Below are 26996 nucleotides of genomic sequence, written 5' to 3'. Positions count from 1 at the left end.
TTTGTACCAACCCCTTAAAACTTTGATAAACTCTAGTAAAAAGAGGCCTTTATGAGAAAAAAGAAGGTTCATTTTAGGCAAAATCAAACCATTTATTCGACATTAACTTAACTGTTATAAAACATTATATTTTCATTTTTTAAAATATAATTTATAAAAAATACAACAAAAACAGGAACTTATGTCGTAAAACACCTACACGATAAACTTCGCTAAAAACGAATTAATAAATTTTTATTATAAAAAAACATTTTCTTATTTCAATATTTCTATCAAAATTAATTTTTTAACAAAGAAATTACTTCAATCGACGTATTCATTTTTTTCTATAAAAGAAAATTTTTATTCTCATCAAATTATTACTTTGAGCTATAATTTTTCTTGCAAACCAGAAAAGAGCATGGATATAACTCGAAGAGTTATATCCATGCTCTTTATAATCCAATAAACAGTGATAAAAATCGGCCCCTTTAGAAATATACTGAAATTTTCAGAGCTAGGAGCATTCCCGTCAAGTGCTCCCTACTTTTGGATGCCCTTTTTTTACTGAAGTTGTTCTTGCTTCTCATCAGACTCTTTTTCAGGAGACTTAGGCGTATAATTTGAAGCTCCCTCTAAGTTACCTAAGCTAATATCTAAAGTTACCGTATAATCCAACGGTACATAAAGATTATACGCACTCATTCCAACCACGGTCCCTTTGGGTTCAGCTGAATCAACATATTTTACTGTGTATTGAATATTCGCTCCTTTTGATTGGAAGTCATCATAGAATTGCTTTTGAAGATCCCCTTCCAACGTACTTCCCCTGAGATCCTTTAAATATGGCTGCCCAGCAGAATAATATACTTTTAATTTCAACTCATCTTTACTCGTCAGTTGAGTACCCGCCTCAACACTTTGAGAAATCAATTGTCCATATGGTACATTGTTGGTAAAAACACTTTTGGCTTGAACTGTTAAACCTTCTACAGCTGTCGCTGCTTCTTCTTGCGTATACTCAGCAAAATTTGGAACAACATAACCTTTACCTAATGACACGGTCACAGTCATACTGTCTTTTTTAGCCACTTTTTGATCCTTAGCAATGCTTTGAGAAATAATACTTTCTGTTGGAACCTCCGCTGAACTTGCTTCCTCATAAGTTACTTTGATATCATTCGTTTTTGCCCAGCTTTCAACTTCACTCTTCATTTTTTTGGTGAAGTCAGGAACAGAAATATTTTTTTCAAAGGTTTCTTTGCCTTTAGAATAATACATATTTGCTTTATCTTTTCGTTTATAATTGTCCTTATTCACTTCTTTGTTCACAATTTCAAAGCGGATTGCTTTCCCTTTTTCTATCGAATCACTGTATTCATCGATTAAGGATACATTATCTGCTTGATTGTCTTTTATCCATTTTTCTGCTTCTGATTTTTTCATCGTCATAAAATCAGGCAATGCCACTTTTTCTTCTGGATCTGCGCCTAAGCTTGATTTGACAGTCAATTCAGCACCTTTTTTGAGTTTACTGCCTTGTTTTGAATTTTGTGAAATGACTTTGTTTATGTCTATTTCTTTATTGTACGTTTGCTCGACAGTTAATTTCAGTTTGTTTTCGGTTGCCCAAGCTCGTGCTTCAGCCAAATCTTTTCCTGTAAAATCAGGTAGCTTAACGTGAGTCATTTGATAGTAAGCAAAATATACTAAACAAAGTACAAGCACACTTAGTATGCCACTTAATATCATTTTTTGTTTTCTTTTCTTATGATACGTTGGATCTATTTCTGTCCCATCATCTAACTGAGTGCTTCGTGATTGAATCGGAATTTCTTGCTCTGTTTCAATGTCCGTTTTTTTAGATTCAGTCCGATTGTTTGGTCCGATTTTAGTGGTTCTTTCGTTGACTGGCTCTTTTGACGGTTGTACCTCTGATTCCTGTTTTGGTAATTCTGCTTTATCACGAAGTTTTTTTTCTTTCGTATCTTCGTAATTCGATTTATTGAAGTTAGATAAAAAGTCACTCATTGACTATCAACTCACCTTGCTTAAGAAAATAAGTTTTGTCTGATTGCTTCGCTATCTCGTTTGAGTGCGTTACAACAATTACACATTTATTATGTGTTTCAGCTAAGTCTTTGAAAATATCAACGATTTCTTGTTCCATTCCTTCGTCTAAGTTTCCTGTCGGTTCATCTGCAAGGATGATATCCACATTCGTTGCCAGAGCTCTCGCAATTGCTACCCGCTGCTGTTCCCCACCTGATAATTGACCGACTAACCGATCCGCTTTGGTTTTATTGATGCCAATATAATCTAATAAATTATAGGCTACTTCACGATGGTCTTTGGGCATATCATTGTCTGTAATCGACATCGCAACTAAAACATTTTCCAAAGCAGTCAGATACGGGACCAAATTGTAACTTTGAAAAATAATACTGATATCATCTCTACGATACTTTTCCAACCCGATACTTTTGATATTTTGACCTTTATACATGACTTCACCAGATTTGGGTTCATCCAATGCACTGATCAACGAAAGAAAGGTTGTTTTTCCTGAACCAGATTGTCCTAAAATCGTGTAAAATTGTCCTTGTTCAAAATTAATGGACGTATCTTGTAAAATCATCCGCCGTTTGTCGCCATCTTGATAAAAATAGCTCACGTTTTTTGTTTGTAAAATTGTCATATTGGTTTCCTCCTACATCATGATTTTTTTTGGATTCAACCGTAAGACATATGTCAAAGGTAAAATCGCAGATAATAAAACTGTACTTAATCCTGCAATCAAGAAGGTCATGATATAGCTCATTGAAAATTTCACTTCATAAGCACTAGCGACATCTTCTGTAGTCAAGGTTGGCAAACTAGAACCGCCACCGATCATCATTGCGCCACCAGAACTTGCTGCATCACCTGTTTGTGAAAATGCATCGCTAGCAATCAAAGATTCTGAAACCATTTTCCCAAGAACATTTCCTGTAATTAGTGAGACACACATTGCAACTAGACTAATCAGCAACAATTCTATGACGATTTGCTGCATGACTTTCGCTCTTGTTTCCCCTAATGAAAGATAGATACCTAATTCATGTTTACGATCACGTAAAAAGAGAATGACCACTAAAGAAATAATCAATAATGTGGCACCAATCGCCAAAAGAACAACATAACCAGAAATTTGCGACATTTTTTTGAATGTCCCTCCAACTTGATCGTATTGATCGGTCGAAGCTGTTAACTTGTAGCCTTCTGGAATCAATGGCTTGGCTTCTTCTTTAAAAGCTTCGACATCTTCTGGTGTTTTAAGGACATAGACAGGTACGATTTGATTCATATCGTCCACTGTTGCTTCAGTTCCATCCGTATTTTTATACCGATCTGGTAGTAATTCTTTCCCTTTATCAAATTCAGCTTGATTGATATTGATCACAGCGTCATTTGGCATATAGAGCGTATTGAATTGTTCAGTTTCCATAAACTGCTCATTCATTCCTTGTTGCTCTTTTCCATCTGACTTTTTCTTTTCAACACTAATCGGATCAAACAGACCAATAATTTCAACAGGATGGTCTTGGCTCGCTAGTTCTTCTTGTGAACCATCCTGTTTGTAATCCACAACTAAACTATCTAAAACGACTTTGTCCCCAACATTAAACCCATTTTCTTCTGCCACCTTTTTTGACATGATAGCGACATCTTTCCCATTGTTGATTTCCTCTTGCTTAAAGGTCCGCCCTTCCACAAGTTTGACTTTCTTGTCTTTAAAATCTAACGGCTCTAGTAGGTTATTTCCCTTAAGATTTAATACTTTAGGCATTCCGCCAAAGTCAGCTGTATTTTTCATCTCATAAGTTTTGATTTTTTTGACGATTAAGCTGGATTTCACATTATAATCAAATTCCTTCACATAGGTAGACTCACCTAGTTTTTTCATATCCTCTACTTTTAAAGAGGTTGGCGATACTGTTTCCCCTTCATCCATCATTTTTTGATAGTCAAAATCAACACTTACAGTCGCACCTAGATCATGCTTGATTTTCTTTTCTACATTCGCAGTGGATTGCTGAATAGCAATCGATCCTGCTATAACGTTTCCTAATATAAAAATAACGGCAAATAAGATTACTGATTTTCCTTTTCTTCTTGTCACGCTGCATATTGCCCGATTCCAATAGTTCATACATTATTCCTTTCCACTTCAAAACGATCAAGAACCCTTAAGCCACAACATTAATGCGGCTTAGTTTTCTAAAACGTCTTTGATAAATGATAGTTTTCTACCATTCAACCCCCATAATTCATCCACATAGTCAGCGATCTCTTTCGATTCTGAACTGACAATGATACACTTCTTTTCATTTTTTGCGTATATACGTAAATAACTCATAACCATTGCTAATGATAGTTCGCTTAGTGACTTTGTAGGGTCATCCAGTAAAATAATCTGCGGATCATTTACAACTGCTTTGGCTAAATAGACACGCTGCTGATTAGAAACAGACAATTTTTGGATTGGTTGGTTAGCCAGTTTTTTATCTAGTCCAACTTTTTTCAATAGTTCGTAGAAATAACAATCGTCATAACTTTGTTTAGCAGAGGAAATCGCACATAACTTAAGAAATCTTAAAGCACTTACTTGCGATAATACATTGTATTGTTGAAAGATTGTTCCGATTTCCTTTTGACGATACTGATTTCGATCAATTAATTCAAGGTTTTGCTCCTTAAAAAGAATACTACCAGAATCAACTGTGCTAATCCCTGCAAGTAACGCTAGTAATGTTGTTTTCCCTACTCCGCTTTTTCCTAGAATACCGTAAACCTTCCCCATTGAAAAATTGATTGTGACATCCTCTAGCACAGTCAATTGGTTTTTCTTATGCGTATATACTATATTTTTAAGAGAGAGAATCGTCATTCGTCTAGATTCCTTTCTAACAAAAATTCAATTGTCTCAAATTTGAAAAGCTTATAACTATCAACAGTGATGATCGTAATGAAATATAAGCTAATGATTCCAATCATAAAGATGAACGATACATGATTGAATTTCATAGGAATCGATGTGATTGTTTCATTTGTTCCATTAGAAACAACACTAAATAGCTGATCGACATTTCCCATCACTACTCTTTGATTCATTAATTGCCAATCTGCAATTGGTTGTACGATCCAGCTTGCTGTCAAAAAAGCGAAAGCAAAACTAACCATGGTCACAAATAATAATTCAATTGTCCTACTTTTGATAAGTTGTGCCTTAGTTATCCCAATATTGCGCAACACACAAATTTCAGCTTGCTTTTTTTTAAACATATGAATTGAAAATAATATCAAACCAAAGTTTCCAAAAATTAAAAAGCCTAATAAAACCGTCCCAGCTAGGGTTACTACTCCATTAACAGGACTTAAAAGCATGTTCATATTGACTTCATTGGTGACAACTTGATATTCACTAGGTAATCCCTTTGCTTTTACTTCTTTTAAAAAATTGTCAAAAGCAGCCCTAGTTGTTAATTCATAGGATACACTGTTATCTCCTAGAGAATCAAACTCGTTCATAGTACGTATCGTTTCCCAATTCGTAAAGATATCATTTCCGAGAATCTTCATCACCATAGATGCCTCATTTGATTGCGTTGTTTTTTTGGGTTGATAGATTCCCGCAACAATTAGCTTTTTCCCCTCATTCTTTTCATTGACAGGGACTATGACCTGAATTGAATCACCAATTTTAAGCTTATTTAACTGCGCAAACTCATTACTGATCAAACACTCATCCATTTTTAGATTGGGACTTCCAGAACGAATTTCCATATTACTTTCAGCAAGCTCACTCATCAGATCTTTTGGATCAACACCAAACCATGTAGCAGCTGTTTGATAAGAGTAGAGCGTACTCTCGTCATCTTCTAATTTTTGAAATTGAGCAGGTATAGGCAGGGCGCTTGTGTTTAATTTTGGAAATGAAACGGGCAGACTGCCGACCATTTTTATTCCTTTTACATAGTCAGATGCTCCAAATTTGAGATATTGTTCTTTTGTTAGTTTTTTTTCATGCGTTGAATTACTTAAATCTGGTTCTAGAATCGTTACTAAGGTCATAAACTGTTTACTATAATTTTTAGTGAATAATTTAGCCGAAGTGTACATAGTGTTTGTGATCATGGTGACCAAAATCAAAAGAAATAAAATGATACCCACTAGTATATGACTCCAGATGTGTCTTCTAAGATTTAAGCAAGCATGTTTAAAGACGAACATGATCTAGCTCTCCTCCTTTCTTGGTACTACAATACCAAATCAATTGTTAACTGAATGTTAACTTTCAGCAATTTGCGGAAATGATAAATAAAATGTGGATCCTTGATTCTCTTTACTTTCGACATAGACAAAGCCTTGACATAAATCACAAACATGAGAAACCACTGATAAACCAATCCCGTAACCATCTTGTTTTAGTCCATTGATTCGATAATTATGATTAAAAATATTCGTATGCACTTGTGGTTCGATCCCTTTGCCATGGTCTTTTATTTCAACTATAATGCTGCCTTTTCGGTTATTGACAGAAACTTCAATAGGTTTGTTCTCACCATATTTGATGGCATTGTCTACTAAATTCGATACTGCCCGATAAATCCAACGGTTTTTGCCTAAGATCAAGGTCGATTTAATTTCATTAAAAGAAAACGTGAGATTGGGATAGCTTTTTCGATAGGTATCGCAAACTTCCGCACAAATTAATGAAACATCGACCTGTTCACTCATCGCCTCTTCAGTGCTGTTGGACAAGGTTAAGATATCATCGATACTGTCTGTCAAACGATCTAAAATCTGGAGATTCCCACTTTCATTTTGTTCTAATTCCAAATTAGCTCTTAAAATGGCGATTGCATTCTTCTGTTCATGAGTAAGGTAGCTACTGAGCCGTTTATAATCATCCAGGTTTCCATCAAATTTATCTCTAAGTTGTTTAAAGGCTGTCGCAACCGCTTTATCTTCAACTTTTTCTTCAGAAAATTTTTCTAAAAACTGTAAATCATGAATGATCGACACCATTTGTTTGGTATAGATTCGTCTCAAAACATACCATAAGCTCATGGTTAACACTAACAAAGCTGAGCATACAACTAAAATGATCATTGGCAAATATTTTAATAGACTATTCAAATAAATGTCATCTAACGCTTCGGTACTGACTAACTCCGAGGCTTTTAGTTCAACTGTTGCAGTCGCTGGTGAGATTGGTTCACTAGCATCATTCACGACATAAATAGCTGAACCAATCGACTGACCGATATTTTGTGCACGCCAATTACTTTTTACAGCAAAAAAACCGCCACCGATGATCAAGATGACAAAAAAAGCAAAGGTTAAAACGGTTAAACTGATTTTAAAATTTATTCGCATAATTGATATCCTTTCGCTCGAATCGTTTTAAGTAATTCTTTTCCGGAAGCTTGAGCAAGCTGTTTCTTTAATCGAGCCAAATGGACCCGCAAAACAGAAGAAAATGGATCGAAATTTTCATCATAAACATGTTCAGCTATTTTTTCCGTTGAAACAACTGCTGGATGCTGCTGAGCAATACATAACAAAATATCAAATTCTTTTGGTTTTAAAAACACTTCCGTATCGCCATAGCTGACAAACCGTTTTACTGGATCGATCATCAATTGATCGATCTTGATAAAAGGCGTTGTCCGTCCATGAAAACGTCGAATAACCGCGCGAATACGGGCCACTAATTCTAGCAATTCAAATGGTTTGACTAAATAATCATCCGCACCAAAATCAAGTCCTTTCGCACGCTCTTCGATTTCATCTCTAGCGGTAGTAATAATGATCGGCGTGTCAATGGTTGATTCTCTTAAAAAATTTAAGATCGATAAACCATCTCTATCCGGTAAATTCAAATCTAATAAAATAGCATCATACGCATTCACATAGGCTTTTTCTTCACCAACTAGACCGGAAAAAGCGAGATCAACTGAAAAATTTTCTCGTTCCAATCCTTTTTGTACAGACATTGCCAATTCACGATTATCTTCAATAATTAAAATTCTCATCTGATCGTTCCTCTCAAAATCACTGTCATTGTGAACAATAGTTATCTCACTAAGATACTATAACTATGCTTGATTTGTCCATGTTTCATTTTTTTAATACAAAAAAACAGCCCACATTGCTACTCACAAATAGGGCTGTTGTTCTTTTTATTCTTGACTATTTTTAAAGTTCACGTAAAATACTCGCTACTTTAGTAGTGATCAAATCAATCGCCACATGATTTTCGCCACCTTCTGGAACAATCACATCGGCATAGCGTTTCGTTGGCTCAATAAATTGATGATACATGGGTTTAACCACCGTTAAATATTGTTCAATAACAGAATCTAGCGTTCTGCCACGTTCTTCCATATCTCGCTTGATTCTACGAATGATACGGATATCATCATCTGTATCCACATAAAGCTTGATATCCATCAGCTCTCTTAGGCGGCTATCTTCCAAAATCAAGATACCTTCTAAAATGATAACTTCTTTTGGCTCTTGAATCAAAACATCCGAGCTTCTCGTATGAGCCACATAATCATACACTGGTTTTTCGATTGTCTGATAGTTTATCAGTTGTTGTAAATGAGCAATCAACAAGTCCGTATCAAAAGCGAACGGATGATCATAATTTGTCTTCAAGCGCTCTTCAAAACTCAGGTTGCTTTGATCTTTATAATAAGAATCTTGTTCCAGCATCATAATCGAATGATTTGGAAAGTGATTGAAAATCGCCCGACTAACACTGGTTTTTCCACTGCCGGAACCGCCAGTAACACCAATCACGATTGGTTGAGTATTTTTCATTCAAGGTAACCTCTCTCTTATAAGTCTAAAAGTCTTAATAACCTTTTTCTATTATAATAGAAACTCGAAAGAAAGCTACAATTTTTTCTATTTTTTTAAAATTATGAGTTTCGTTATGGTTTTAGGCAACTCTATAGCCTAATTCTCTGTAGAGATTGCAGACTCTCACGATTGATTGCTTTAATTCATTTCAAAGCAGTCTCAACCACATTCTGATCTATTGACTATTTTTTTTAAGAGATAAATACTCTTCACGAGCCTCTTTTGATGCTTGTTTCATCGTTGGGTAGGCTTTTTTTATATCATTTGCCGTAATGAAAAAGAAAATAATAGCTATAATCTCAAGCGGAAAAACGATCAACCCCATTAAGCCCAACGCTACATCACCAGTTCCCCCATTTGAAATTTCAGAAATCATTAAAATTCCCATTATAAGACCAATTAGATCTGCAACATACATTAATATTGGGGCAACATACTTTCTTTTAGAGACCAATTCTAACTTACTTGCGCCAATATGTGCAAAAATTATAAAAACAAAAATAATCGTCCCTATGGATCTTACATTTATGCCTAAAAAAGGCAATATAAACACAGCAATAATAATGATTGGTATTGAAAAATAATACCCATAAGTTTGATACGGCCTAACCTTATCTTTCATTTCTTGTTTTGCACCCTTTAAATTTTCTCTCACTGTTAATTTCCTCCTTAATTTTGAACCTATTTATTTAATCATATATTTTCAGATTCTGTCAACACACTCTGAAAAGACCTCTTTTCCTTTATTGCTCTAAACTGTCATTTTTGATAAACTATTCTTTCATTCATTCACTTCACCTAGAGAGGAAAAATCCAGATGATGATTAGAAAAATTCAAGAAATCCAGTCACTTCACTATGACTTATTGCAATCAGCTGATCCAGATCATCGTTTAGTCACGGAGTATGTAAAACGCGGAGTATGTTTTGAGGTTATTTTAAATGAGCAGATTGTAGGTATCTTAGTCTTATTGCCGACACGCCCAGAAACTCTGGAAATCATTAATATCGCCGTCTCTGATCACTACCAGGGGCAAGGAATTGGTGAAACAATGATACATTTTGCACTAGATCATGCCAAACAAAATCACTATAAAACAGTAGAAATCGGAACTGGCAGCACTAGCTTAGGCCAATTGTATCTCTATCAAAAATGTGGATTTCGTATGAGTGGTATTGATCGCGATTTTTTTGTTCGTCACTACAAAGATGAAATTGTTGAAAACAAGCTAATTTTGAAAGATATGGTTCGTTTAAGCCAAGACGTATAAAACATACTAAGATTAGAGGGTAAACTCATCTGTCGATAAGTTTACCCTCTAACCCTAGTATGGAGTGGAAGGTAACTCCTTCTTATTTCTCAGTGCTACACAATTTTGCCTCTACCTCTTTTTTAATCTAATATATCAAAAATGTCATCTAACCGGCTGATTTCATAATTAGGTTGAATTGTTGCTGATGCTGCTTGTTTTGTTGGATTAAGCCAAAGCGTTTGAATTCCAGCTAACTGCCCGCCTTGAATGTCCGAGGCTAACGAATCCCCAATGATCATTGTTTTTTCCCTTTCAAAATTAGGAATTCGTTCGAACACATTATCAAAATATTCTTTCATCGGTTTTTGATAACCAACTTCTTCTGAAACAAAGATATCATTAAAAAATTTCGTCATTTGAGAATCATTTAAGCGTTGATACTGGGTTTTTGCCACCCCATTTGTGACAATATACAACTCGTAATCGAAATTAAGTTTTTCGATGACAGCTTTGCTATTCCCTAACAAGTCATGTCCTTGGCTTAAATGGTAGCGATATTGCTCTCCCATCTTTTTGCCATCGACTTTTTTGTTCAATTGTTGAAACAATAAACTAAAACGGGTATCTGTCACAGTGGCTTTGTCTGTTTTTCCTTGCTCAAACTCTCGCCATAATCGGCTATTAATTTTCTTGTAAATCGCTTCTATCTCATCTGTCAACGTCAATTCTTCTTCTTGAAATAGCGCTTGTAACGCCTTTCTCTCCGTTAATTGAAAATCCAATAATGTATCATCAACATCAAATAGTAGTGTTTTAAATTTCATGCTTCACACTCGTTTCTTTTTTATGTATAGTGAAATAAGGCAACAATGCCTGTAATTCTTCTGGATTTAAAGAACGATACTCACCTGAGCTAAGCATTGGATCCAATACGACTGGTCCCATTGATAACCGTTTCAAGTAAATCACCTTTTTGCCCACAGCTAAAAACATTTTTTTCACTTGATGGAATTTTCCTTCTGTAATATCAAGATAAGCCTGACTTTGATGTTCTTCAGCGGACAAAATCTGAAGTTTAGCTGCTAGGCACTTTTTGCCATCCGAAAACACAATTCCTTGTGCAAATGCTACGCAATCTTCCTTCGTCAGTCGTTCATTAACGATCACTTCGTAGCGTTTTAGTACTTTTTTTTGTGGTTGCAAAAGCTGGTAACCCAGTTGACCATTATCTGTGAGCAGTAATAGTCCTTCTGTATCTCTGTCTAGTCTGCCAATAGGATATAATCCTGCTCTTTGATCTTTTTTCTCGATTAAATCGATAACCGTTTGGTGTTTGACATCCCTGACGGCGGTCACAACACCTTGAGGCTTATTCAGCATATAATAGACATGTGTTTTTTGCAGTATTTGCCGCTCCCCAACAAAAATTTCTTGCAAAGCTGCATCTACATTTAAACTTTCATCCATAATGATATGTCCGTCAACTCTCACTTGCTTACTACGAATCAGGGCTTTGACTTTCCTTCGAGAACCAAAATTTTCCTGTTCCATTAATTTATCTAAACGCATGTACTTTCCTCATTTCACTTAATAGTTTAGTACAAAGTGCAACGAATGGAAAGAAAACACGACTAATTTTATTTTACAAGTAACAAAACAATCTTTAAGTAAAAATTAAAAGACACCCGCTATTCGCTCTCTTCCCTTGACTTAAATTTGAATTCGCGTTATGGTTGATGTAGAAAGTGAATAAGGTTTCTCAAAAACAGCGTAATGACCTGGGAGAGAATAAGATATCATATGGAATTTTCCCCTGGATAATTGTGCACAATTATTCGGGATTTTTTTGTCTTTGCTGTCCTCTTGATAGAAGTTGCTTGTTCGTTTCATAAATGAACCGAAGAGCTTTAGCTAAGTTCCAACTTTTATCCATTTACACGAAGCGTCAGTAAAACTCCTTTTTTACATTATTTTGCTTTTTGCAGATAACCAAATATAAATTCATTTTGATTTATCAAGCTATTGGGCTAGTTCTTTAGAACTCAATGAGCCCCATTACGCTTTAAATTTAAGGAGGATTTTGGTTATGTCAGTATCATTAGAAGTTAAAGAAAGAGCTGTCCGTCCACGTTCCCTAAGAAATCAACTACGTCACACTGGTCAAGTTCCCGCCGTTGTTTATGGATTTGAAATTGAAAGTACGCCTATTTCAGTTGATCAAAAAGAATTAACAAAAATTTTACGAGATAATGGCGCCAACGCTGTAATCACAATGACTATTGGTGGAAAAAAAATCAATACATTGATGTTTAAAGCACAATTAGATACATTCACCAGCCAAATGAAACACGTCGAGTTTCTTGCTGTAAACATGAAAGAAACAACTGAAGTTGAAGCTGAAATCGTTCTTGTTGGTGAATCTGCTGGAGTCAAAGTTGGTGGAGAATTAAACCAAAACTTATATAATGTGCTTGTTTCCGCTACACCAGATAAATTACCAGAGCGTGTAGAAGTTGACATTACTAAACTTGCTATTGGCGATGCCATCACTGTGGCTGATCTACCCAAAAATAAAGATTACGATATTATTACTGATGGTGAAGAACAAATTGCAGCCGTTGTAGAAGCTAAAGCAGCTGAAGAAGAATCTACTGGCGAAGCAGCTGAGCCTACTGTGATTGGTGAAAAACCAGAATAAAGCATTGATTGAATAGAACTTAAAGGAGATAAGGTCTTTGACTTTATCTCTTTTTTGCTCTTTTATTGAGCTTTTTACTTGCAGTTATTCTCAAACACAACAGAAGCGAGTTTTATACAAATAAGGTATACTATTAGTAGGTAAACAAAGGAGGTCAAATTGATGGTTGAAAGTTTTGATAGCGCACGTAATCGTTATGCTTCTTTAGGTGTAGTTGAGAGCTTGCCTGCAGCCTTGATCGACAGTATCTGGCTGATTATTGATTTGGATTTAAAAGGTGTGATTCCGCTGACGAATATGTTGTATTTTGATTTAATCGACAATGGTGGGAAAGTAACTGTTCATTTTTCACAAGAAATCAGTGATGTCCAAATGGCCATTGATTTACCATTCCCTTATTCTGATGCTTATCCATCTCAAGTCTTTGCTTTTGATGATGGCAATAAAGAAACAATTTTACTACCCGCAGAAATGTATGAATAAATAATTAGAAAAACCAGTTTCGATAGCCTATGATCGCTAATCGGAACTGGTTTTATTATTTTGCACTTAAGCCATGCGTTTGGCAATGAAAGAATAAATTGCGATACAAATCACTGCCCCAATCAACGCTGAGATGATGGGAAATCCACCGATAATTGGACCAAAGTTTCCTAATAACATAGTACCGACCCAGCTACCAATAAATCCAACAATGATATTTCCAATCACACCACCTGGAACATCTCTACCTAAAATTGCTCCAGCGATGGCACCTAGCACCCCGCCGACAATCAATGACCAAATAAAACTTAGCATAATGCTTCTCCTCCTCTAATCGAAATCAGTCATACCCTATTGCAATACCCGGGTATTATCATCTGATTTTTTATCGTTGTCACTATCATCTTTTTTCTTATTTTCAAATTTTTCTTCGTATTGTTCTTTTGACATAACATCGTCGACATTCATGTTAAATTCAATAACATCTAAGCCTGTCATATTTTTTACTTCTTCAGAAACTTTTTTCGTTGCGGCATCAAAGACTTGTGCAATATTTTTTCCATATTCTCCAATGACATCTAAATCAATCGCCACTTGTTTCGTTCCTACTTCGGCACTGATTCCTTTGGTTGGATTATTTCCGTTCGTAAATTTATCAGTCAAGTTGGTGATTGCATTTCCGCTCAACCCTAAAATTCCAGGAATTTCTGATACGGCGATACCAGCAATTTTTTTCACGACTTGATCGTCAAATGTTAATTTTGTTTTAACGCCATTTGTGTTTTTTCCTTCAGTTGTGTTTACATTTGTTTTGTTATCCATTTTCTCTCAACCTTTCTGATTTTGATTCAATTTATTTTATCTTTCAAAAAAAGCTTGTATAGAAGCTAAAATTGAAGAGATAGAGCGTTTTTCATCTTGCATTTTCCCAATAAGATAACCGATCCCGATTAAAAGAACCAATAAAATTGTTTTCCAAAAGCCAATTGTCATCAAAAGAATAGCGATTAGAACAGCTAGACTCGTGTATAGAATTTGATTGCGGTAAGGTTCGAGTTTTTTTAGTTTTTTCACTGTTCCGCCTCCTTCAAACCACACGGGATTCTTTTTTACTAATCGGCAACAACGAAGCTCCTGTTTTTTTCTTTTTGAAAATTACCTTCGTCTTATTCGTTTCGATTCTTGCCATCTGTTGTAAAGCTTGTGGAATTTGTTCTTGGATTTTTTTGCCTTTGCTTAGCAATTCTTTTTGATTCTCATCTGCGACTATTACTTCTACATTCGCCAGTTGCTTTTTCGTTAGCCTAACTTTCACTTGTGCGTTATCGGCATTTACGATCCCATTTAATGCAGACTTAGCAATAGACTCCAACGTATGCAGTGGTAAATTGATTTGCCCCATGTCTTTTTTTATGTGCACTTCTTTTTTAGTGATTGGTTTAAAAATCACCATTAAAAACGCTAAGGTTAATACCGCTAAGAGGGTAAAAAGAACAACTTGGTAAAAATAAAAGAGCCACTCTCCTTCAAATAGCAAGTTCTCAAAAAAGGTACTCACAACGCCTAAGTTTTCCACTTGGGAATACAAACCCACGATACCAAAAATACCTGCTATTAGTAATAAAGAAATAAGACCTTTAAGCACTCGCATAGAATTTCCCCTCCAACATTGTTTTTTCTTTTTCAAATAATTTTTCTTATTTCTATATTTTATGTTAAACGCATTATTCAACAATTACAAAAGATACGCATACTTCTTATCACTATTCTCATTTGATTGAAACTGTTTTTCCTGACTAAAGATTGCTATATCAGTATTTCTCGCAGCTATTTTCACAATAAAAAAAGTTGAATACCAAGATGAGAAAATTGGCATTCAACTGATTCGTATTCTTTTAAGTTATTCTACATAGGCCAAACGATATGAAACTGTTCGTCCAAATGGAAAGACTTGTAGTTCTTTTAATCGATCCGCTTTAAGGTAACCAATCGCACCTTGATATAGAGGCAATACAGCGGCGTCTTTTTCAATCAATGTTTCTTCTAATTCTTTCAACTTATCCCAACGTTTTTCTGGATCGTTGGCTAAAGTAATTCTGGCATCATTCAATCCTTTATCATATTCGGGATTGTCGTAACCCGCTGTATTCAAACCGCTCTTAGAATCATAGAATTCTAAGAAGTTGATCGGATCCGCATAATCTGGTGTCCATGTACCGAAAACTAGATCAAAATTACTAGCTGTTTGTAAGTCCAAACGATTTTGTAATGGAACTGATTTCAATGTAATTTTTAATCCAGGTAGATTTTGTTGTAATTGCCCTTGGACATACTCAATTGTCTTCTTTGCAAGCGCGGAATCAGCTGAAAGTAATTCTAATTCGATTTCTTCTTTCCCTAATTCTTTCTTAGCGGTTTCCCAGCTTTTTTGAGCAGATTTTAAATCAAACGGAAGAAAATCACCATTTTCTTTACGAAAATCTTCGCCGGTTTCAGGATTTTTTGCAAAATCCTTTGGTACAAAACCATTGATTGCCGTCGAACCATCTCCTAGAATATCTTTAGCGAAAGTCTCTTTATCGATTGCTTGCAGAATCGCTTTGCGAACATTTATATTGCCTGTTACTTCTCGTTTATGATTTGGACTTAAATAACCAACCATTGCTTTAGGCACAAAATTAGCTTGTGGTGAGTCTTTGTATTGTAGGGCATAGGTATCCGCTAATACAGTATAATCCAAATCTCCTGCATCAAAAAGATTCGTCCCTGTCCCAATTTCTTTCACCACTTGAACATCGATCGTCTCTAATTTAACATTTTCCTGATCCCAGTAATCCTTATTTTTCTCTAATTTCCAGTTTTCTGTATTACCGTCCCAACCTGAAATCACAAATGGGCCATTTCCAACAAAGTTGTCTGCTGACGTGCCATAAGCTTCGCCTTTTTCTTTGACAAATTTTTCATTTTTAGGCATAAATGGTGTGCCCACCAATACTTGTGCTAAATAGGGAATTGGGTATTCAAGTGTCATTTCTAAGGTTTGATCATCCAGTGCTTTGACCCCAAGTTCATCTAATTGGGCTTGTCCCTCACGAATTTTTCGACCATTTTTGAAAATATCCATTTGGTTACTGCTGCTTGAACCAAAGCTTGGATCTACAACATTTTTAAAGGACGCCACAAAATCCCCTGCTACAACTGGATCACCGTTGCTCCATTTTGTTTCTTTTAATTTAAACGTATAAACAAGTCCATCATCACTAACAGTTGGCTCGCTAGCGGCCACTGCCAGTTCTGGATCATGATTTTTATCCATCCGATAAAGTCCTTCTACAACTTGACCTATCATATCAGAACTGTAGACATCCGTATAATGCGCACTATCTAATGTTGATAATTCTCCACCAGAGGCCACTTTGATTACTTGTGTCTGAGTTGTTTTACCACCATCCGGTTTTTCGCCAGATGAACTTGTCCCTTTACCTCCACCGCAAGCAGTCAACAATAAACTCGCTGCTAATACAAAAACACCAAACTTTTTCTTCATTATCAAAATCCTCCTCTTTTTAAAAACTAGATACTTTATAATTTTTTAACCACATAGTGAAAAACAGCCATTTCTTGTTCTAAATGATCATAAGCAAAATCAGGATGCCACTGTACACCTAAAAAGACTATACTTGGATCGTTACTTTCCACACCTTCAATGATCCCATCTTCACTAAACGCTGTAACCTTTAGTTTTTCTGCTAATTCTTTTACCGCTTGAAAATGGAATGAGTTAACAGCCGTTTTTTTTCCATAAATTTCACGTAAAATACTCTTGTCTTCTGTGTGAATCTGATGTGTTGGAATTTCTCTAGATACCGGTACTTGCATATGAGCAATGTTCATATCACTAAAATGACTGATATTCTGATATAAACTACCGCCAAGCGCTACATTAACCAGTTGGAGACCACGACAAACGGCAAAAATCGGTTTCTTTTGTGCAATAGCTTCTTTAATCAAAGCTAACTCAAAGCGATCTCTGTCTTCAGATAATGAGGCTTCTTCAACTTGGATTGGTTCGCCATATAATCCTGGTGAAACATTTTGTCCCCCAGCCAAAATCAACTTATCGATCTGTTTGATATAATCCTTAGCTAAGTCAGGAGAACCCACTGGCAGAACCAGCGGTAAACCTCCAGCATGTTGAACTGCTTTAATATAACCACAAGGAGTGTAACTAATTGGTAAATGGTACAACCGCGCTCCTGCATCTTCAATTTCATTCGCTGCAATTCCAATAATTGGCCGACTCAATCGACACCACTCCTTTTTACTTTCCGATAATAATTGTACATAGTTTATCAGATATATATATGAAAGGATAGTACAAATAGAAAAGGTGCGATAGTTTTTGGCTATCACAATTTACTTACTTTTTAATAGGAAATAACTATTTCTATTTTACCTCAATTTTCCTTAATCGGTTACTTTTATGCTTAAAATAAGCTATTTTCTGAATTTTCCAAACAAAGAGTTGTTGACAAGTGGAAAAACTGATGGTAAAGTAATAAAAAACAAAGAACAGAAGAGTACCTTTATTTTTTTATTGAAGAGAGTCTTTGCTTGGTGGAAAAAGACAAAAAGATAAAGCGAAACACATCTGGGAGTTAACTTTTTGAACAACTAAGTAGGAAAGTTCGGGAATGCCCGTTACAGCATTGGAAGTCTATGACTTCATGAGGTTATCGTTGTGAGGCGATAATAAAAAAAGGTGGAACCACGAATTTTGCGTCCTTTGGCTTTATTGCCAAAGGATTTTTTTTACGATTCATCACGTCACTTCGTTTCGATCTCATCAAGTTCTAAGAGCTAAAGCTCTAAGAATTAGAGGACTGCGTCTGGCTTTGTCAGAGTAAATGATGAATAGTACTTGGTGACCAACAAGAGAGCAGTTTCCTTACTAGTAAATCTCCAAACAGCTTACATCTGACATAAATAAATTGTAAAAAAATATCCATCAACCATTCTAATAAAACCAACACACACAAACAGAACAAGTAATCACTGATCATTTCCTGACAGAGACTTTTTTATTTTGCTGAGAGAAAAAGCTGGAAACCTTTGATGAACACATCTGTTTTAGTCAACTTCTGAATCAAGTAGGAATTTGCGGTCTTCTCCGTTATCAGAAAAAATCTTTAGTTAAACTAAAGATTTTATGAGGTTAGTACTGTGAGGTAGTAACAAATTGAGGTGGAACCACGATTATTTCGTCCTCTTGGCTGATTTTGCCAGGAGGGCTTTTTGTTTACTCTTAGAAAAAAAATAAAAAAACGGGAGGAAAAATTATGAACTACATTTTAGAAATCATGCCGGCTTTATTAGACGGTGCACTTATGACATTAAAAGTATTTATTTTTACACTACTGGGGTCGATTCCACTTGGGATCTTAGTTGCGTTTGGCTTACAGACAAATTTTAAACCCTTGAATTTTCTAATCAATATTTACATTTGGCTAATGCGGGGAACACCATTATTATTGCAACTTATCTTTGTTTTTTATGGTCTCCCATTGATTGGGATTGTCTTTGAACGATATGATGCTGCGTTGTTCGCTTTTATTTTAAATTATGCAGCTTATTTTGCAGAAATTTTTCGTGGTGGGATTCAATCGATTCCTGAAGGACAATATGAGGCTGCTAAGGTACTGCGTTTAACTAGCTTTCAAACAGTCACAAGAATTATCTTACCTCAAGTCATCAAAGTCGTATTGCCTTCCATCGGCAATGAAGTAATCAATTTAGTAAAAGATACCTCATTGATTTATGTCCTTGGTTTAGGAGACTTACTACGCGCTGGAAAAATTGCGATGAGCCGTGATGTAAGCCTGTTGCCTTTAGTTTTAGTGGGGATTATTTATTTGTTACTAACTGCAATCTTAACACTTGCATCGAAAAAACTTGAAAAACATTATCAGTATTATAAATAAGTAATCCCATTCGGGTTATCATTTCAGGAAAAAATAGAAATAGCATCTGACAAAAGATCAATTCATTTACTCTATTTTTTTGACAGGCCTGAACAAATATTTTCAGTATTTACTATTAGGAGGTAATAACATGCTACTTATTAAAAACTTAACCAAAAGTTTCGATGGTCGTCGAATCATTGACCAATTAAATTTAGAAATCAAAGATGGTGAAATTCTAACGATCGTTGGTCCTTCCGGAGGTGGAAAAACAACTCTACTACGTTGTTTAGCTGGTTTGGAGACAATTGATTCGGGTGAACTGACGATGGACGGTGTGCCTTTTAATCCTGTGGAAATGGATAATGCAGATCAAGTCGTCGGTATTGTCTTCCAAGATTTCCAATTATTCCCTCATCTTTCAGTTTTAGACAATATAACTTTAGCACCGATCCTTTCTTTGAAACAATCAAAAGAGGCTAGTGAATCTGAAGCAATCGATTTACTGACAAAATTTGGTCTCAGCGGAAAAGAACGCTTATATCCTTATCAATTATCTGGCGGTCAAAAACAACGAGTGGCTCTCGCACGTGCCCTAGCAATGAAGCCTAAAGTGTTAGGTTATGACGAACCAACGAGTGCGCTTGATCCTGAACTTCGCCAACAAGTTGAAGAAGTCATCTTAACCCTCAAGGCACAAGGGATGACCCAAATCGTTGTAACTCATGATATGAATTTTGCTGAAAATATTGCTGATAACTTATTGACAGTCACACCTGTTCAATAGAAAGGACATTTATATGAAGAAAAAAAGCTATTTATTCTTTCTCATGACAATTTTATTTGCTGTCTTATCTGTAGCTGGTTGTGGTAGAAAAAAAACAGATACAGATCAATGGACGCGCATCAATGATGAAAAAAGAGTGATTGTCGGATTGGATGATTCTTTTGTGCCAATGGGTTTTCAAAACAAATCTGGCGAAATCATCGGCTTTGATATTGATCTAGCCCGTGCAGTTTTTGATTTATATGATATCACCGTTGATTTTCAGCCGATTGATTGGTCAATGAAAGAAAACGAATTACAGAATCAAACGATTGATTTGATTTGGAATGGTTACTCTAAAAGTGCTGAACGAGAAGAAAAAGTCCTTTTTAGTGATGAATACATGAAAAATGAACAAGTTGTTGTCGCTTTAAAGAAGAACAATATCAATCATTTTTCTGATATGAAAGGCAAAATTTTAGGTGCTCAAAATGGCTCTTCTGGTATCAATAGCTTTGAAGAGCAGCCGACTATTCTAAAAAATCTAGTTAAAGATCAGACCGCGATTTTGTACGATGGCTTCAACGAAGCTTTCATGGACTTAAAATCTGGACGAATCGATGGGTTATTGATCGATCGGGTTTATGCAAACTATTATCTTTCTCATGAAGATAATTTAGCCGACTATTCTATTGTCAGTGGTGATTTTGAAAGTGAGGCATTTGCTGTCGGTTTGAGAAAATCTGACAAAAAATTAGCTGAGAAAATCAATGCCGGTTTTGAAAAGCTTCGAGAATCGGGAGAATTAGCTAGAATCTCAACGAAATGGTTTGGCGAAGATGTTACAAAATAGACTACTTTAAACAAACACCCCTCAAGAGAGCTCGGCTCCCTTGAGGGGTGTTTGTTCTTGTGTTCATCACGTCATTTTTCTAATCAAAACACATACTTATAAAAACATCAAACACTAGGATAGTTATTAATCGCTGCTTCCTACCCTAAAAATTTAGTTGTCACATCCACCAAACGTTTTGTTTGATCTTGAATCGCTGCTTTCACTTCATCTGCTTTCAACATATTTCCTTCGCCATCAATTGAAGCACTCGTTCCATAAGGATTACCGCCTGCTGCAAAAGTTGATGGATTAACGTATCCTGCTGGCACGATAATTGCGCCCCAATGTTGCATAACAGTATAGATTCCTTGAATTACTTGTTCTTGTCCACCATTTGGATTTTGTGCAGAAGAGAAAGCTGTTACAAATTTATTTGCTAATTTACCTTGCGCCCAAAGTCCACCTTGTAAATCAAAAAATTGTTTTAATTGGCTAGCCATTACACCAAAACGAGATGGTGAAGAGAAGATATAAGCATCTGCCCATAGTAAATCATCACTTGTCACTTCTGGGATATCGGTACTAGCGTCTACATTTTTACGCCATAATGGATTTGAGTCAATCGCTACATCTGGTGCCAATTCGTGGACTTTTCTCAAACGAACTTCAGCCCCATTTGCTTCTGCTGCTTCTTTTGCCCATTTTACCATTTGTGTTCCTGTTCCTGTTGAGCTGTAATAGGCGATCAATAATTTTGTTGTCATGATATTTTCCTCCAATAACTGTTGTTTTCTTGTCTACATTTATATACTAACAAAAAGTAAGTGAACTTACAAGTGTTTTTACTTACTAAAAATAAGTTTATTCAAAAATTCTCATTTTAAGCTTATTTTCTATAAAAAAAGGCCGTAATAAGTATCATACTTATCACGACTTTTCTTATCTATAGCTCTTTTCTTGCCCTTCTCCGTCCCAAACTGACATTCCTTCTGAAACAGAAACAACATTATAACCATAATTTTCGAGAAAAGAACAGGCATGCTCTGAGCGAATACCATGTTGACAAATAACATAATGCGGCTGCTCTCGATTAATTTCTGACATTGCTTCTGGTAAAGTAGATAATGGATAGTTCTTCGCTGTAAGAATGTGCCCTTTAGCAAATTCCTCTACTTCGCGAACATCGATGATCGAAACTGGCTCCTTGACCGTTAACTCGATTAGTTCCTTTAATTCCTTGATCGATACTCTTTTCATCTATTTGTTATGCCTCCTGCAGGTTTTCATATCATTCGATTAACTTATCACCGAATTCGTCTCATTAGCAGTATACCACTGTTTGTTCATACAACAACCCTTGACTTGACATTTCTATGAGTTCGATTAAAAATATAAGATATTTGCTGCAATTTTTTTATACCACCAAAATGTCTGTTTTCCAGAATGATCGAATACTTCGTTTCCTTCATTCTTCATCACTCTCTTTTATAAAGAAAATAGAAACAAAACGTTGATCGTCTTGTTTCCGTTTTTCACGAATATTTATTTCTATGTGCTTTCCATCTGAGGAGCAGTATATAAATCAACAGCAACAATATCCCTATTGGGGTAAGTGTGTCAATAATACTACCATTATTTGGAAATTTTCTTAATGTTATGTGGGATTGCTTAGGTTTTGCTAAGTTGGTATTCGGTTTTCCGGTTGGTTCTTTTGGTGCCTGTTCATTTACTGTCTTGCCGCCGATTTGTCCATTAATCTCTACCTCAGCAGTGTCCGCGTATGCAGCTTTTTGATAAAAGCCAATACAGCCGAGTAAAAGAATAAATGTGATGATGTGACAATTAAATTGTTTCATTGCTTATCACAGCCTTTTGTGAAATTATGGCGTTACACCAATTGTTGTACCATCTTTTTGAATCGATGTGAATTTTAATGTTAGCGTATAGTTTTCTGCTGTAGCTTTTTCATTGGCATCGGCTGGTAAGTTGGCAACCGTCGTACCTGTATAATAAAACGTTGCAGCATTAGCATACGCTGAAGCAGCATCTGTATCAATATTTAAACGACCATCTTTATTTGCCAATGTCATCCAAGTAGATGTACTTGTTAAATCAACTAACGCATTGCCATTGACTAATTTAGTCGCTGCTGGTGTGGTAGCGAGACCATTTCCTTTGGCATTGATTGTCAAGGTATCAACATATGTTGGTGTACCTTCCATTTTATTCAAAGTCACAGCTACACCACGACCTGAATTGTTCACAATACTGTAATCAGCTGATTCAATATTTTTATGGGCACTTGCTGTTGTTGTATGGAATGCCGTTGCAGTATCCACAGTAACATTGATCCACTCATCAGACCCTTCTGGAATTGTTGCATCTGGATCTGTATTATCTAATTTACCGATTGTTCCGTTGATGATCACATCTGCAGAATTTTCTCCATCGACTGTTTGAGCTGAAGCAAATTGTGTTAGTCCTGATACACTTAGGCCTAACATCATTGTAGTAAGTAAAATATTTGTTTTTTTCATATCGTTTCTCCTTCTTATGTGTAAGATGATTTATTTTTAACAGAAAATCTGTCAAATAACTATGTTAGTTGTTGATCTGAATCGTAATTCCTGCCTGAACTTGCCCACGTTTTTTATTTGTTTTCGCATCGTAAATATCAAAGGTGGCAGTTGCAGGATGCTTTCCTTTAGGAAGTTGTTGCTCTAGCTTTGCTCCATTTATTTCATAACCTGGCTGAATTGCACCAGAGGAATAAACTTGTTCATTGTTGCTGTCTAAACGAATCACTACATTGATAGGATAGCCATTTTCGACTGGATTTTGAATATAAAGACTCCCTTCACTATCACTAGTCTCAAATACGGCTTCCGATTTGATAACCATATTAAATTTGCTTGCATCAACTGCTTTTTGTTCAGCTGCTTTGAGCTCTTTGTCACTCATTTTTTTAGCGTCTTTTGTCTCGGGCAGATAGTCCCCAGAAACAACCTGAACAGGTTCGGTTTTAGTCGAATAATAATAGTATATACCACCTGCCGCTATTGCAAATAAGAGCAGCAATAGTAGAAGTAATAGTCGTTTCTTTTTCTTTTTTTCTTCATTTGTTTGCGTTGGTTTATTCATAGATTCCCTCTCATTCTTCATTCTTTTCAACTTTGAACGTCATTTTATAAGTAGGAAATAGTACTGATCCAGTTGGATTGAAATATTTTCCTGCTAGCGTAAGATTCTTTTGCTCATTCGTATTTAAAATCCCTAGAGACAATGGAACACTTGATAGTCCATTCGTCAGAAATAAAGGATTCGACTGATCATGATCAACAAGTAGCTGCAAGGCTAATGCATCTTGTCCTTGATTCCCTGAAAGATGATTCAGCAGTAGTAATTGATTAGCATCTGCATTTTCTTTCGTTAGATTTGTTAACGATATTTTTGTTGCTACATTCCCATTATTAATAATTGGATAATCAGCTGAGGTTAGCTGTCCTTCTTTGGCCGTTCCAATGTCTTGGTTCTTCGTTTGAAAGGCCATCTCAATAGGAACTTGCACATTGATGATCTCAGTCACTGTTTGAAATTCTGTCAAAGGTGACATGACCAAAATAACTTCTTCTCCATAAACTCCTGCAACTTTCACCCGAACGTAATAAGTCGCTTCCCCATCAAGTCCTTTTAATTTCGTACTAAACTTTTGATTCTTGTCTCCTGAAAGATCTGCAACTTGAGCATTAGTCTCATTTGCTGGAAAGGTCTTATTTTTACTGTATTCTACTGTAACTTGATTATACTTACTGCCAAAATAAGCTTGTTGATCAGGTATTGCGGCAGCTTCTCCATTTGAATAATCTGTCCATTTTCCTGTATCACTTGCTAGTTCACCGCTGATGATTGCTGTAGTAGTAGTGACATTAGCTGTTATGTTACTTAATTGAGGTTTGGTAGCAAACACTTCAGCCTCAGAAAATTCACTTTCTCCTGCTTGATTGGTGACGACCATTTGAGCCCAATAAAGTGTATTAGGATTTAAGCCATCTACTAAGACACTGTAGTAGGACTTAAGTGCTGTATTTGTTTGTCCATCAAACGAGTCCAATGTAACAATCTGTCTTGCATTTCTTAGATCATTTGTATCTTCTTCATCAGAAAATATAAAGAACTTCACCTCTGTCGCCGGGCTCCCATTATTCACTGAATTTCCCGATAACGAAACAGATGTATCTTCTGCATCATGTGTAAATAATCCTAATTGATCTGGAACATCGATAAACTCACTAAAGACCATTTTCTGTGAATTTTTTAACGCAAGTAATTCAGGGGCAGTAAACGGATCACTTGAGCTTGATGCATTCACAAAGTTCGCCCCTTGAACAGTTAGATCTGATGCTTCTTTCATTATTTCTTGCGTAGGTGTACTACTTGTTTTATTTGAAAACGTCTCTATCTTTTGTAAATAATTACTTGCAAAAGATAGATTAACGCCGTTAGAGACACCATTTAGTCCTAGTGTTCCTGGACTTGTTCCTGCAAATGAAACTCTTTTTGATTTGTTCATATTGATTACAAATTGACTAGATGACGCAGTCGAGAAAATCGTTCCACTAGCAACATCGACTGAAACATCTGCAGCAGCTCCAATCGTCATACCACCTTTTGCCGTATAAAGATTAATTGGTTCTGGTAGCTTAAAATCAACTTGAGACTGTTCTTGAAAATCAAATGTGACTGGTTGTGTTTGAGCTGATGCGAAAAATTGATTTCTTGAGCCACCAGTTGCAAGCGTGACTTTATCCAAATTGAATACAGCATTTTTCTCAACAATGTAACTTGGTGCTAATGTTCCATAGGTCATATTGCTATTTGTCTGTATATCAAGTCTTGCATTTTCCCTTACCGCAATTTGAGATTTTCCTGCATAAGGATTGGCTAGATAAGTACTCGTTGACCAGATAAAAGCTAGGGTTTGATTAGAAGAATGTTTAATAGATGTATAACCATTTTGAATTTCTACGGAATTGACTTCTGCCCACTCTTGAGAATAGCCACCTGTTCCTCTTTGATCAATTGTATTTTGACCTCTCATAATCACCGAGCCGTTTACGTTATGTATCATTTGTCCATTATTTGAATAATAATCGACACCGTCAAAAATAAAGGTCATATTTATTGCGGAACCGCCTGATAAGAAACCATAGTATCCAACAGCTCCAGTGCCATCACTATTTCCAAATTGTGTATTTCGAATCTCTACTACTGCATCTTTCTGATTAATATACAACCCTCTATCAGAATAGCCTTCTTTATCGTATGTAATAATGTGGTTCGCACCATCGATGATCATATTGGTTCTGAGCTGATAGGCTCCTTTTCCAAGATCAATATCATTTGTTAAACGCAAATTTAACTTTTGGCTATCTTTTAAGTATTCCGTCAAAGTAGCTGCTGAGTCAACTAACCAAAAACCATCATCTGCTTGTGTCGGTGTCGCTCTCAATATGTTTTTATTATTTATTTCATCTCCATTATCATCAGAAGAATATTTTATATCATTACTATCTGTTATTTTTTCATCTTCCTCTATTTCTTCTTCAGACGTTTCTTGCGTTACGGATGAATCAGTAGTTGATGCTTCTGTCGAATCCAAAACACCCTCTTCAGACGTTTCAGTTGTCGTTTGCATTTCTTCGTCTAATTGTTCTATTTCTATAGCATAGGACCAATCAATCGGAAAAAGCATTAAAATAATCATACTGATAAAAATTAAACGAAAAATTTTTTTCATGACCGTCCTCCCCTACTTTTTAATAGAACTTAAATAATAATCTTTATTACTTATATTATTGTATTGTAATTCTAGTGTAATTTCAATTTAATAACATATGTTTTTTCATTTCTTTTATTTAATATTTGTTTTTTAGTAACATTTCCTTTACTTTTTATATATTTAACAGCTTTTTTCTATATTTTTTTAACGTTCACAAATATTAAGTTTTTTTAAAGTTCTTCAAATTTTATATTTTTTTCTACGTTTTTATGGCTTTTCCCTATTTAATAATCGTCATCATTCTTTCTAATTTGTCCATTAGAAAGTA

Annotated in this window: 29 protein-coding genes and 1 other annotated feature; of the genes, 6 read left to right on the top strand and 23 right to left on the bottom strand. The window is 35.6% G+C overall.

Annotation, left to right across the window (positions count from 1 at the left end; translation table 11 throughout):
* Nucleotides 1-543 precede the first annotated feature (543 nt).
* From BCR24_RS02030 to BCR24_RS01990, 9 genes are all read right to left on the bottom strand, one after another.
* Nucleotides 544-2010: a PASTA domain-containing protein gene (locus BCR24_RS02030; RefSeq protein WP_069638899.1), complete on the bottom strand. Its 1467-nt coding sequence runs from the start codon at nucleotides 2008-2010 to the stop codon at nucleotides 544-546.
* Complete coding sequence (locus tag BCR24_RS02025) at nucleotides 2003-2677, bottom strand: ABC transporter ATP-binding protein (protein WP_069638898.1); 675 nt, start codon at nucleotides 2675-2677, stop codon at nucleotides 2003-2005. Before BCR24_RS02025 ends, BCR24_RS02030 begins: the two co-directional genes overlap by 8 nt.
* A 12-nt stretch (nucleotides 2678-2689) precedes the next feature.
* On the bottom strand, nucleotides 2690-4171 hold the full coding sequence (locus BCR24_RS02020; RefSeq protein ID WP_069638897.1) for an ABC transporter permease: 1482 nt from the start codon (nucleotides 4169-4171) through the stop codon (nucleotides 2690-2692).
* Nucleotides 4172-4231: 60 nt separating this feature from the next.
* Nucleotides 4232-4909 carry an ATP-binding cassette domain-containing protein gene (locus BCR24_RS02015; RefSeq protein ID WP_069638896.1) on the bottom strand — a complete coding sequence of 226 codons (678 nt, stop codon included), beginning with the start codon at nucleotides 4907-4909 and terminating at the stop codon, nucleotides 4232-4234.
* On the bottom strand, nucleotides 4906-6192 hold the full coding sequence (locus tag BCR24_RS02010; RefSeq protein WP_240604514.1) for an ABC transporter permease family protein: 1287 nt from the start codon (nucleotides 6190-6192) through the stop codon (nucleotides 4906-4908). Before BCR24_RS02010 ends, BCR24_RS02015 begins: the two co-directional genes overlap by 4 nt.
* Nucleotides 6193-6309: 117 nt before the next feature.
* A complete protein-coding gene (locus tag BCR24_RS02005; protein ID WP_069638894.1) occupies nucleotides 6310-7401 on the bottom strand; it encodes a sensor histidine kinase in 1092 nt (363 codons plus the stop codon).
* On the bottom strand, nucleotides 7392-8060 hold the full coding sequence (locus BCR24_RS02000; RefSeq protein ID WP_069638893.1) for a response regulator transcription factor: 669 nt from the start codon (nucleotides 8058-8060) through the stop codon (nucleotides 7392-7394). Before BCR24_RS02000 ends, BCR24_RS02005 begins: the two co-directional genes overlap by 10 nt.
* Nucleotides 8061-8223: 163 nt before the next feature.
* Nucleotides 8224-8853 carry a uridine kinase gene (gene udk / locus BCR24_RS01995; protein ID WP_069638892.1) on the bottom strand — a complete coding sequence of 210 codons (630 nt, stop codon included), beginning with the start codon at nucleotides 8851-8853 and terminating at the stop codon, nucleotides 8224-8226.
* Nucleotides 8854-9070: 217 nt separating this feature from the next.
* Entirely contained in the window at nucleotides 9071-9550 is a 480-nt protein-coding gene (locus BCR24_RS01990; RefSeq protein ID WP_100630402.1) for a hypothetical protein, read from the bottom strand.
* A gap of 165 nt (nucleotides 9551-9715) precedes the next feature.
* Here BCR24_RS01990 and BCR24_RS01985 point away from each other — a divergent pair, with 165 nt between their 5' ends.
* Nucleotides 9716-10165 carry a GNAT family N-acetyltransferase gene (locus BCR24_RS01985; RefSeq protein WP_204638615.1) on the top strand — a complete coding sequence of 150 codons (450 nt, stop codon included), beginning with the start codon at nucleotides 9716-9718 and terminating at the stop codon, nucleotides 10163-10165.
* Nucleotides 10166-10287: 122 nt separating this feature from the next.
* On the opposite strand, the gene BCR24_RS01980 is transcribed toward BCR24_RS01985, so the two are convergent.
* On the bottom strand, nucleotides 10288-10971 hold the full coding sequence (locus BCR24_RS01980) for a YjjG family noncanonical pyrimidine nucleotidase (RefSeq protein ID WP_069638890.1): 684 nt from the start codon (nucleotides 10969-10971) through the stop codon (nucleotides 10288-10290).
* Complete coding sequence (locus tag BCR24_RS01975; RefSeq protein WP_069638889.1) at nucleotides 10961-11716, bottom strand: 16S rRNA pseudouridine(516) synthase; 756 nt, start codon at nucleotides 11714-11716, stop codon at nucleotides 10961-10963. The genes BCR24_RS01980 and BCR24_RS01975 overlap by 11 nt, the downstream gene beginning before the upstream one ends.
* Nucleotides 11717-12233: 517 nt before the next feature.
* On the opposite strand from BCR24_RS01975, the gene BCR24_RS01970 reads away from it, so the two are divergent.
* Nucleotides 12234-12845: a 50S ribosomal protein L25/general stress protein Ctc gene (locus tag BCR24_RS01970; RefSeq protein WP_069638888.1), complete on the top strand. Its 612-nt coding sequence runs from the start codon at nucleotides 12234-12236 to the stop codon at nucleotides 12843-12845.
* A gap of 162 nt (nucleotides 12846-13007) precedes the next feature.
* Nucleotides 13008-13328 carry a DUF960 domain-containing protein gene (locus tag BCR24_RS01965; RefSeq protein ID WP_069638887.1) on the top strand — a complete coding sequence of 107 codons (321 nt, stop codon included), beginning with the start codon at nucleotides 13008-13010 and terminating at the stop codon, nucleotides 13326-13328.
* Nucleotides 13329-13394: 66 nt separating this feature from the next.
* On the opposite strand, the gene BCR24_RS01960 is transcribed toward BCR24_RS01965, so the two are convergent.
* The 6 genes from BCR24_RS01960 to BCR24_RS01935 all read right to left on the bottom strand — a co-directional run bounded on the left by BCR24_RS01960 (nucleotide 13395) and on the right by BCR24_RS01935 (nucleotide 17633).
* The gene (locus BCR24_RS01960; protein WP_069638886.1) at nucleotides 13395-13643 is read right to left on the bottom strand and encodes a GlsB/YeaQ/YmgE family stress response membrane protein; all 249 of its coding nucleotides are present in this window, start codon (nucleotides 13641-13643) and stop codon (nucleotides 13395-13397) included.
* A gap of 36 nt (nucleotides 13644-13679) precedes the next feature.
* Nucleotides 13680-14150, bottom strand: a complete 471-nt coding sequence (locus BCR24_RS01955; RefSeq protein ID WP_069638885.1) for an Asp23/Gls24 family envelope stress response protein — start codon at nucleotides 14148-14150, stop codon at nucleotides 13680-13682.
* Nucleotides 14151-14186: 36 nt separating this feature from the next.
* Nucleotides 14187-14402, bottom strand: coding sequence for a DUF2273 domain-containing protein (locus tag BCR24_RS01950; protein ID WP_069638884.1), 216 nt, complete (start codon nucleotides 14400-14402; stop codon nucleotides 14187-14189).
* A 13-nt stretch (nucleotides 14403-14415) separates the two neighbouring features.
* A complete protein-coding gene (gene amaP / locus BCR24_RS01945) occupies nucleotides 14416-14979 on the bottom strand; it encodes an alkaline shock response membrane anchor protein AmaP (RefSeq protein WP_069638883.1) in 564 nt (187 codons plus the stop codon).
* A gap of 249 nt (nucleotides 14980-15228) precedes the next feature.
* Entirely contained in the window at nucleotides 15229-16875 is a 1647-nt protein-coding gene (locus tag BCR24_RS01940; protein WP_069638882.1) for a peptide ABC transporter substrate-binding protein, read from the bottom strand.
* 35 nt (nucleotides 16876-16910) lie between these two features.
* A complete protein-coding gene (locus tag BCR24_RS01935; protein WP_069638881.1) occupies nucleotides 16911-17633 on the bottom strand; it encodes a gamma-glutamyl-gamma-aminobutyrate hydrolase family protein in 723 nt (240 codons plus the stop codon).
* Nucleotides 17634-17887: 254 nt separating this feature from the next.
* Nucleotides 17888-18118: a binding site (T-box leader), on the top strand.
* Nucleotides 18119-18667: 549 nt separating this feature from the next.
* On the opposite strand from BCR24_RS01935, the gene BCR24_RS01930 reads away from it, so the two are divergent.
* From BCR24_RS01930 to BCR24_RS01920, 3 genes are all read left to right on the top strand, one after another.
* Entirely contained in the window at nucleotides 18668-19309 is a 642-nt protein-coding gene (locus BCR24_RS01930; protein ID WP_069638880.1) for an amino acid ABC transporter permease, read from the top strand.
* Nucleotides 19310-19439: 130 nt separating this feature from the next.
* The gene (locus tag BCR24_RS01925) at nucleotides 19440-20075 is read left to right on the top strand and encodes an amino acid ABC transporter ATP-binding protein (protein WP_069638879.1); all 636 of its coding nucleotides are present in this window, start codon (nucleotides 19440-19442) and stop codon (nucleotides 20073-20075) included.
* Nucleotides 20076-20088: 13 nt separating this feature from the next.
* Entirely contained in the window at nucleotides 20089-20907 is an 819-nt protein-coding gene (locus BCR24_RS01920; RefSeq protein ID WP_069638878.1) for an amino acid ABC transporter substrate-binding protein, read from the top strand.
* A 140-nt stretch (nucleotides 20908-21047) separates the two neighbouring features.
* Here the strand turns inward: BCR24_RS01920 and wrbA are convergent, their stop codons facing one another.
* The 6 genes from wrbA to BCR24_RS01890 all read right to left on the bottom strand — a co-directional run bounded on the left by wrbA (nucleotide 21048) and on the right by BCR24_RS01890 (nucleotide 26686).
* Entirely contained in the window at nucleotides 21048-21653 is a 606-nt protein-coding gene (gene wrbA, locus BCR24_RS01915) for an NAD(P)H:quinone oxidoreductase type IV (protein WP_069638877.1), read from the bottom strand.
* A 175-nt stretch (nucleotides 21654-21828) separates the two neighbouring features.
* Entirely contained in the window at nucleotides 21829-22146 is a 318-nt protein-coding gene (locus BCR24_RS01910; protein ID WP_069638876.1) for a rhodanese-like domain-containing protein, read from the bottom strand.
* Between the two features lie 275 nt (nucleotides 22147-22421).
* A complete protein-coding gene (locus BCR24_RS01905; RefSeq protein ID WP_069638875.1) occupies nucleotides 22422-22745 on the bottom strand; it encodes a hypothetical protein in 324 nt (107 codons plus the stop codon).
* A gap of 24 nt (nucleotides 22746-22769) precedes the next feature.
* Complete coding sequence (locus tag BCR24_RS01900; RefSeq protein ID WP_069638874.1) at nucleotides 22770-23426, bottom strand: hypothetical protein; 657 nt, start codon at nucleotides 23424-23426, stop codon at nucleotides 22770-22772.
* 64 nt (nucleotides 23427-23490) lie between these two features.
* The gene (locus tag BCR24_RS01895; protein WP_069638873.1) at nucleotides 23491-24030 is read right to left on the bottom strand and encodes a hypothetical protein; all 540 of its coding nucleotides are present in this window, start codon (nucleotides 24028-24030) and stop codon (nucleotides 23491-23493) included.
* 10 nt (nucleotides 24031-24040) lie between these two features.
* Nucleotides 24041-26686 (bottom strand): fibronectin type III domain-containing protein, encoded by a 2646-nt coding sequence (locus tag BCR24_RS01890; RefSeq protein WP_069638872.1) that lies wholly within the window; start codon nucleotides 26684-26686, stop codon nucleotides 24041-24043.
* Between the last annotated feature and the right edge of the window lie 310 nt (nucleotides 26687-26996).

The organism is Enterococcus ureilyticus, assembly GCF_001730315.1.
Lineage (GTDB): Bacteria > Bacillota > Bacilli > Lactobacillales > Enterococcaceae > Enterococcus_L > Enterococcus_L ureilyticus.
Note: the sequence above shows the minus strand (reverse complement) of the source record. Positions and strands in the feature narration are given on the sequence as shown.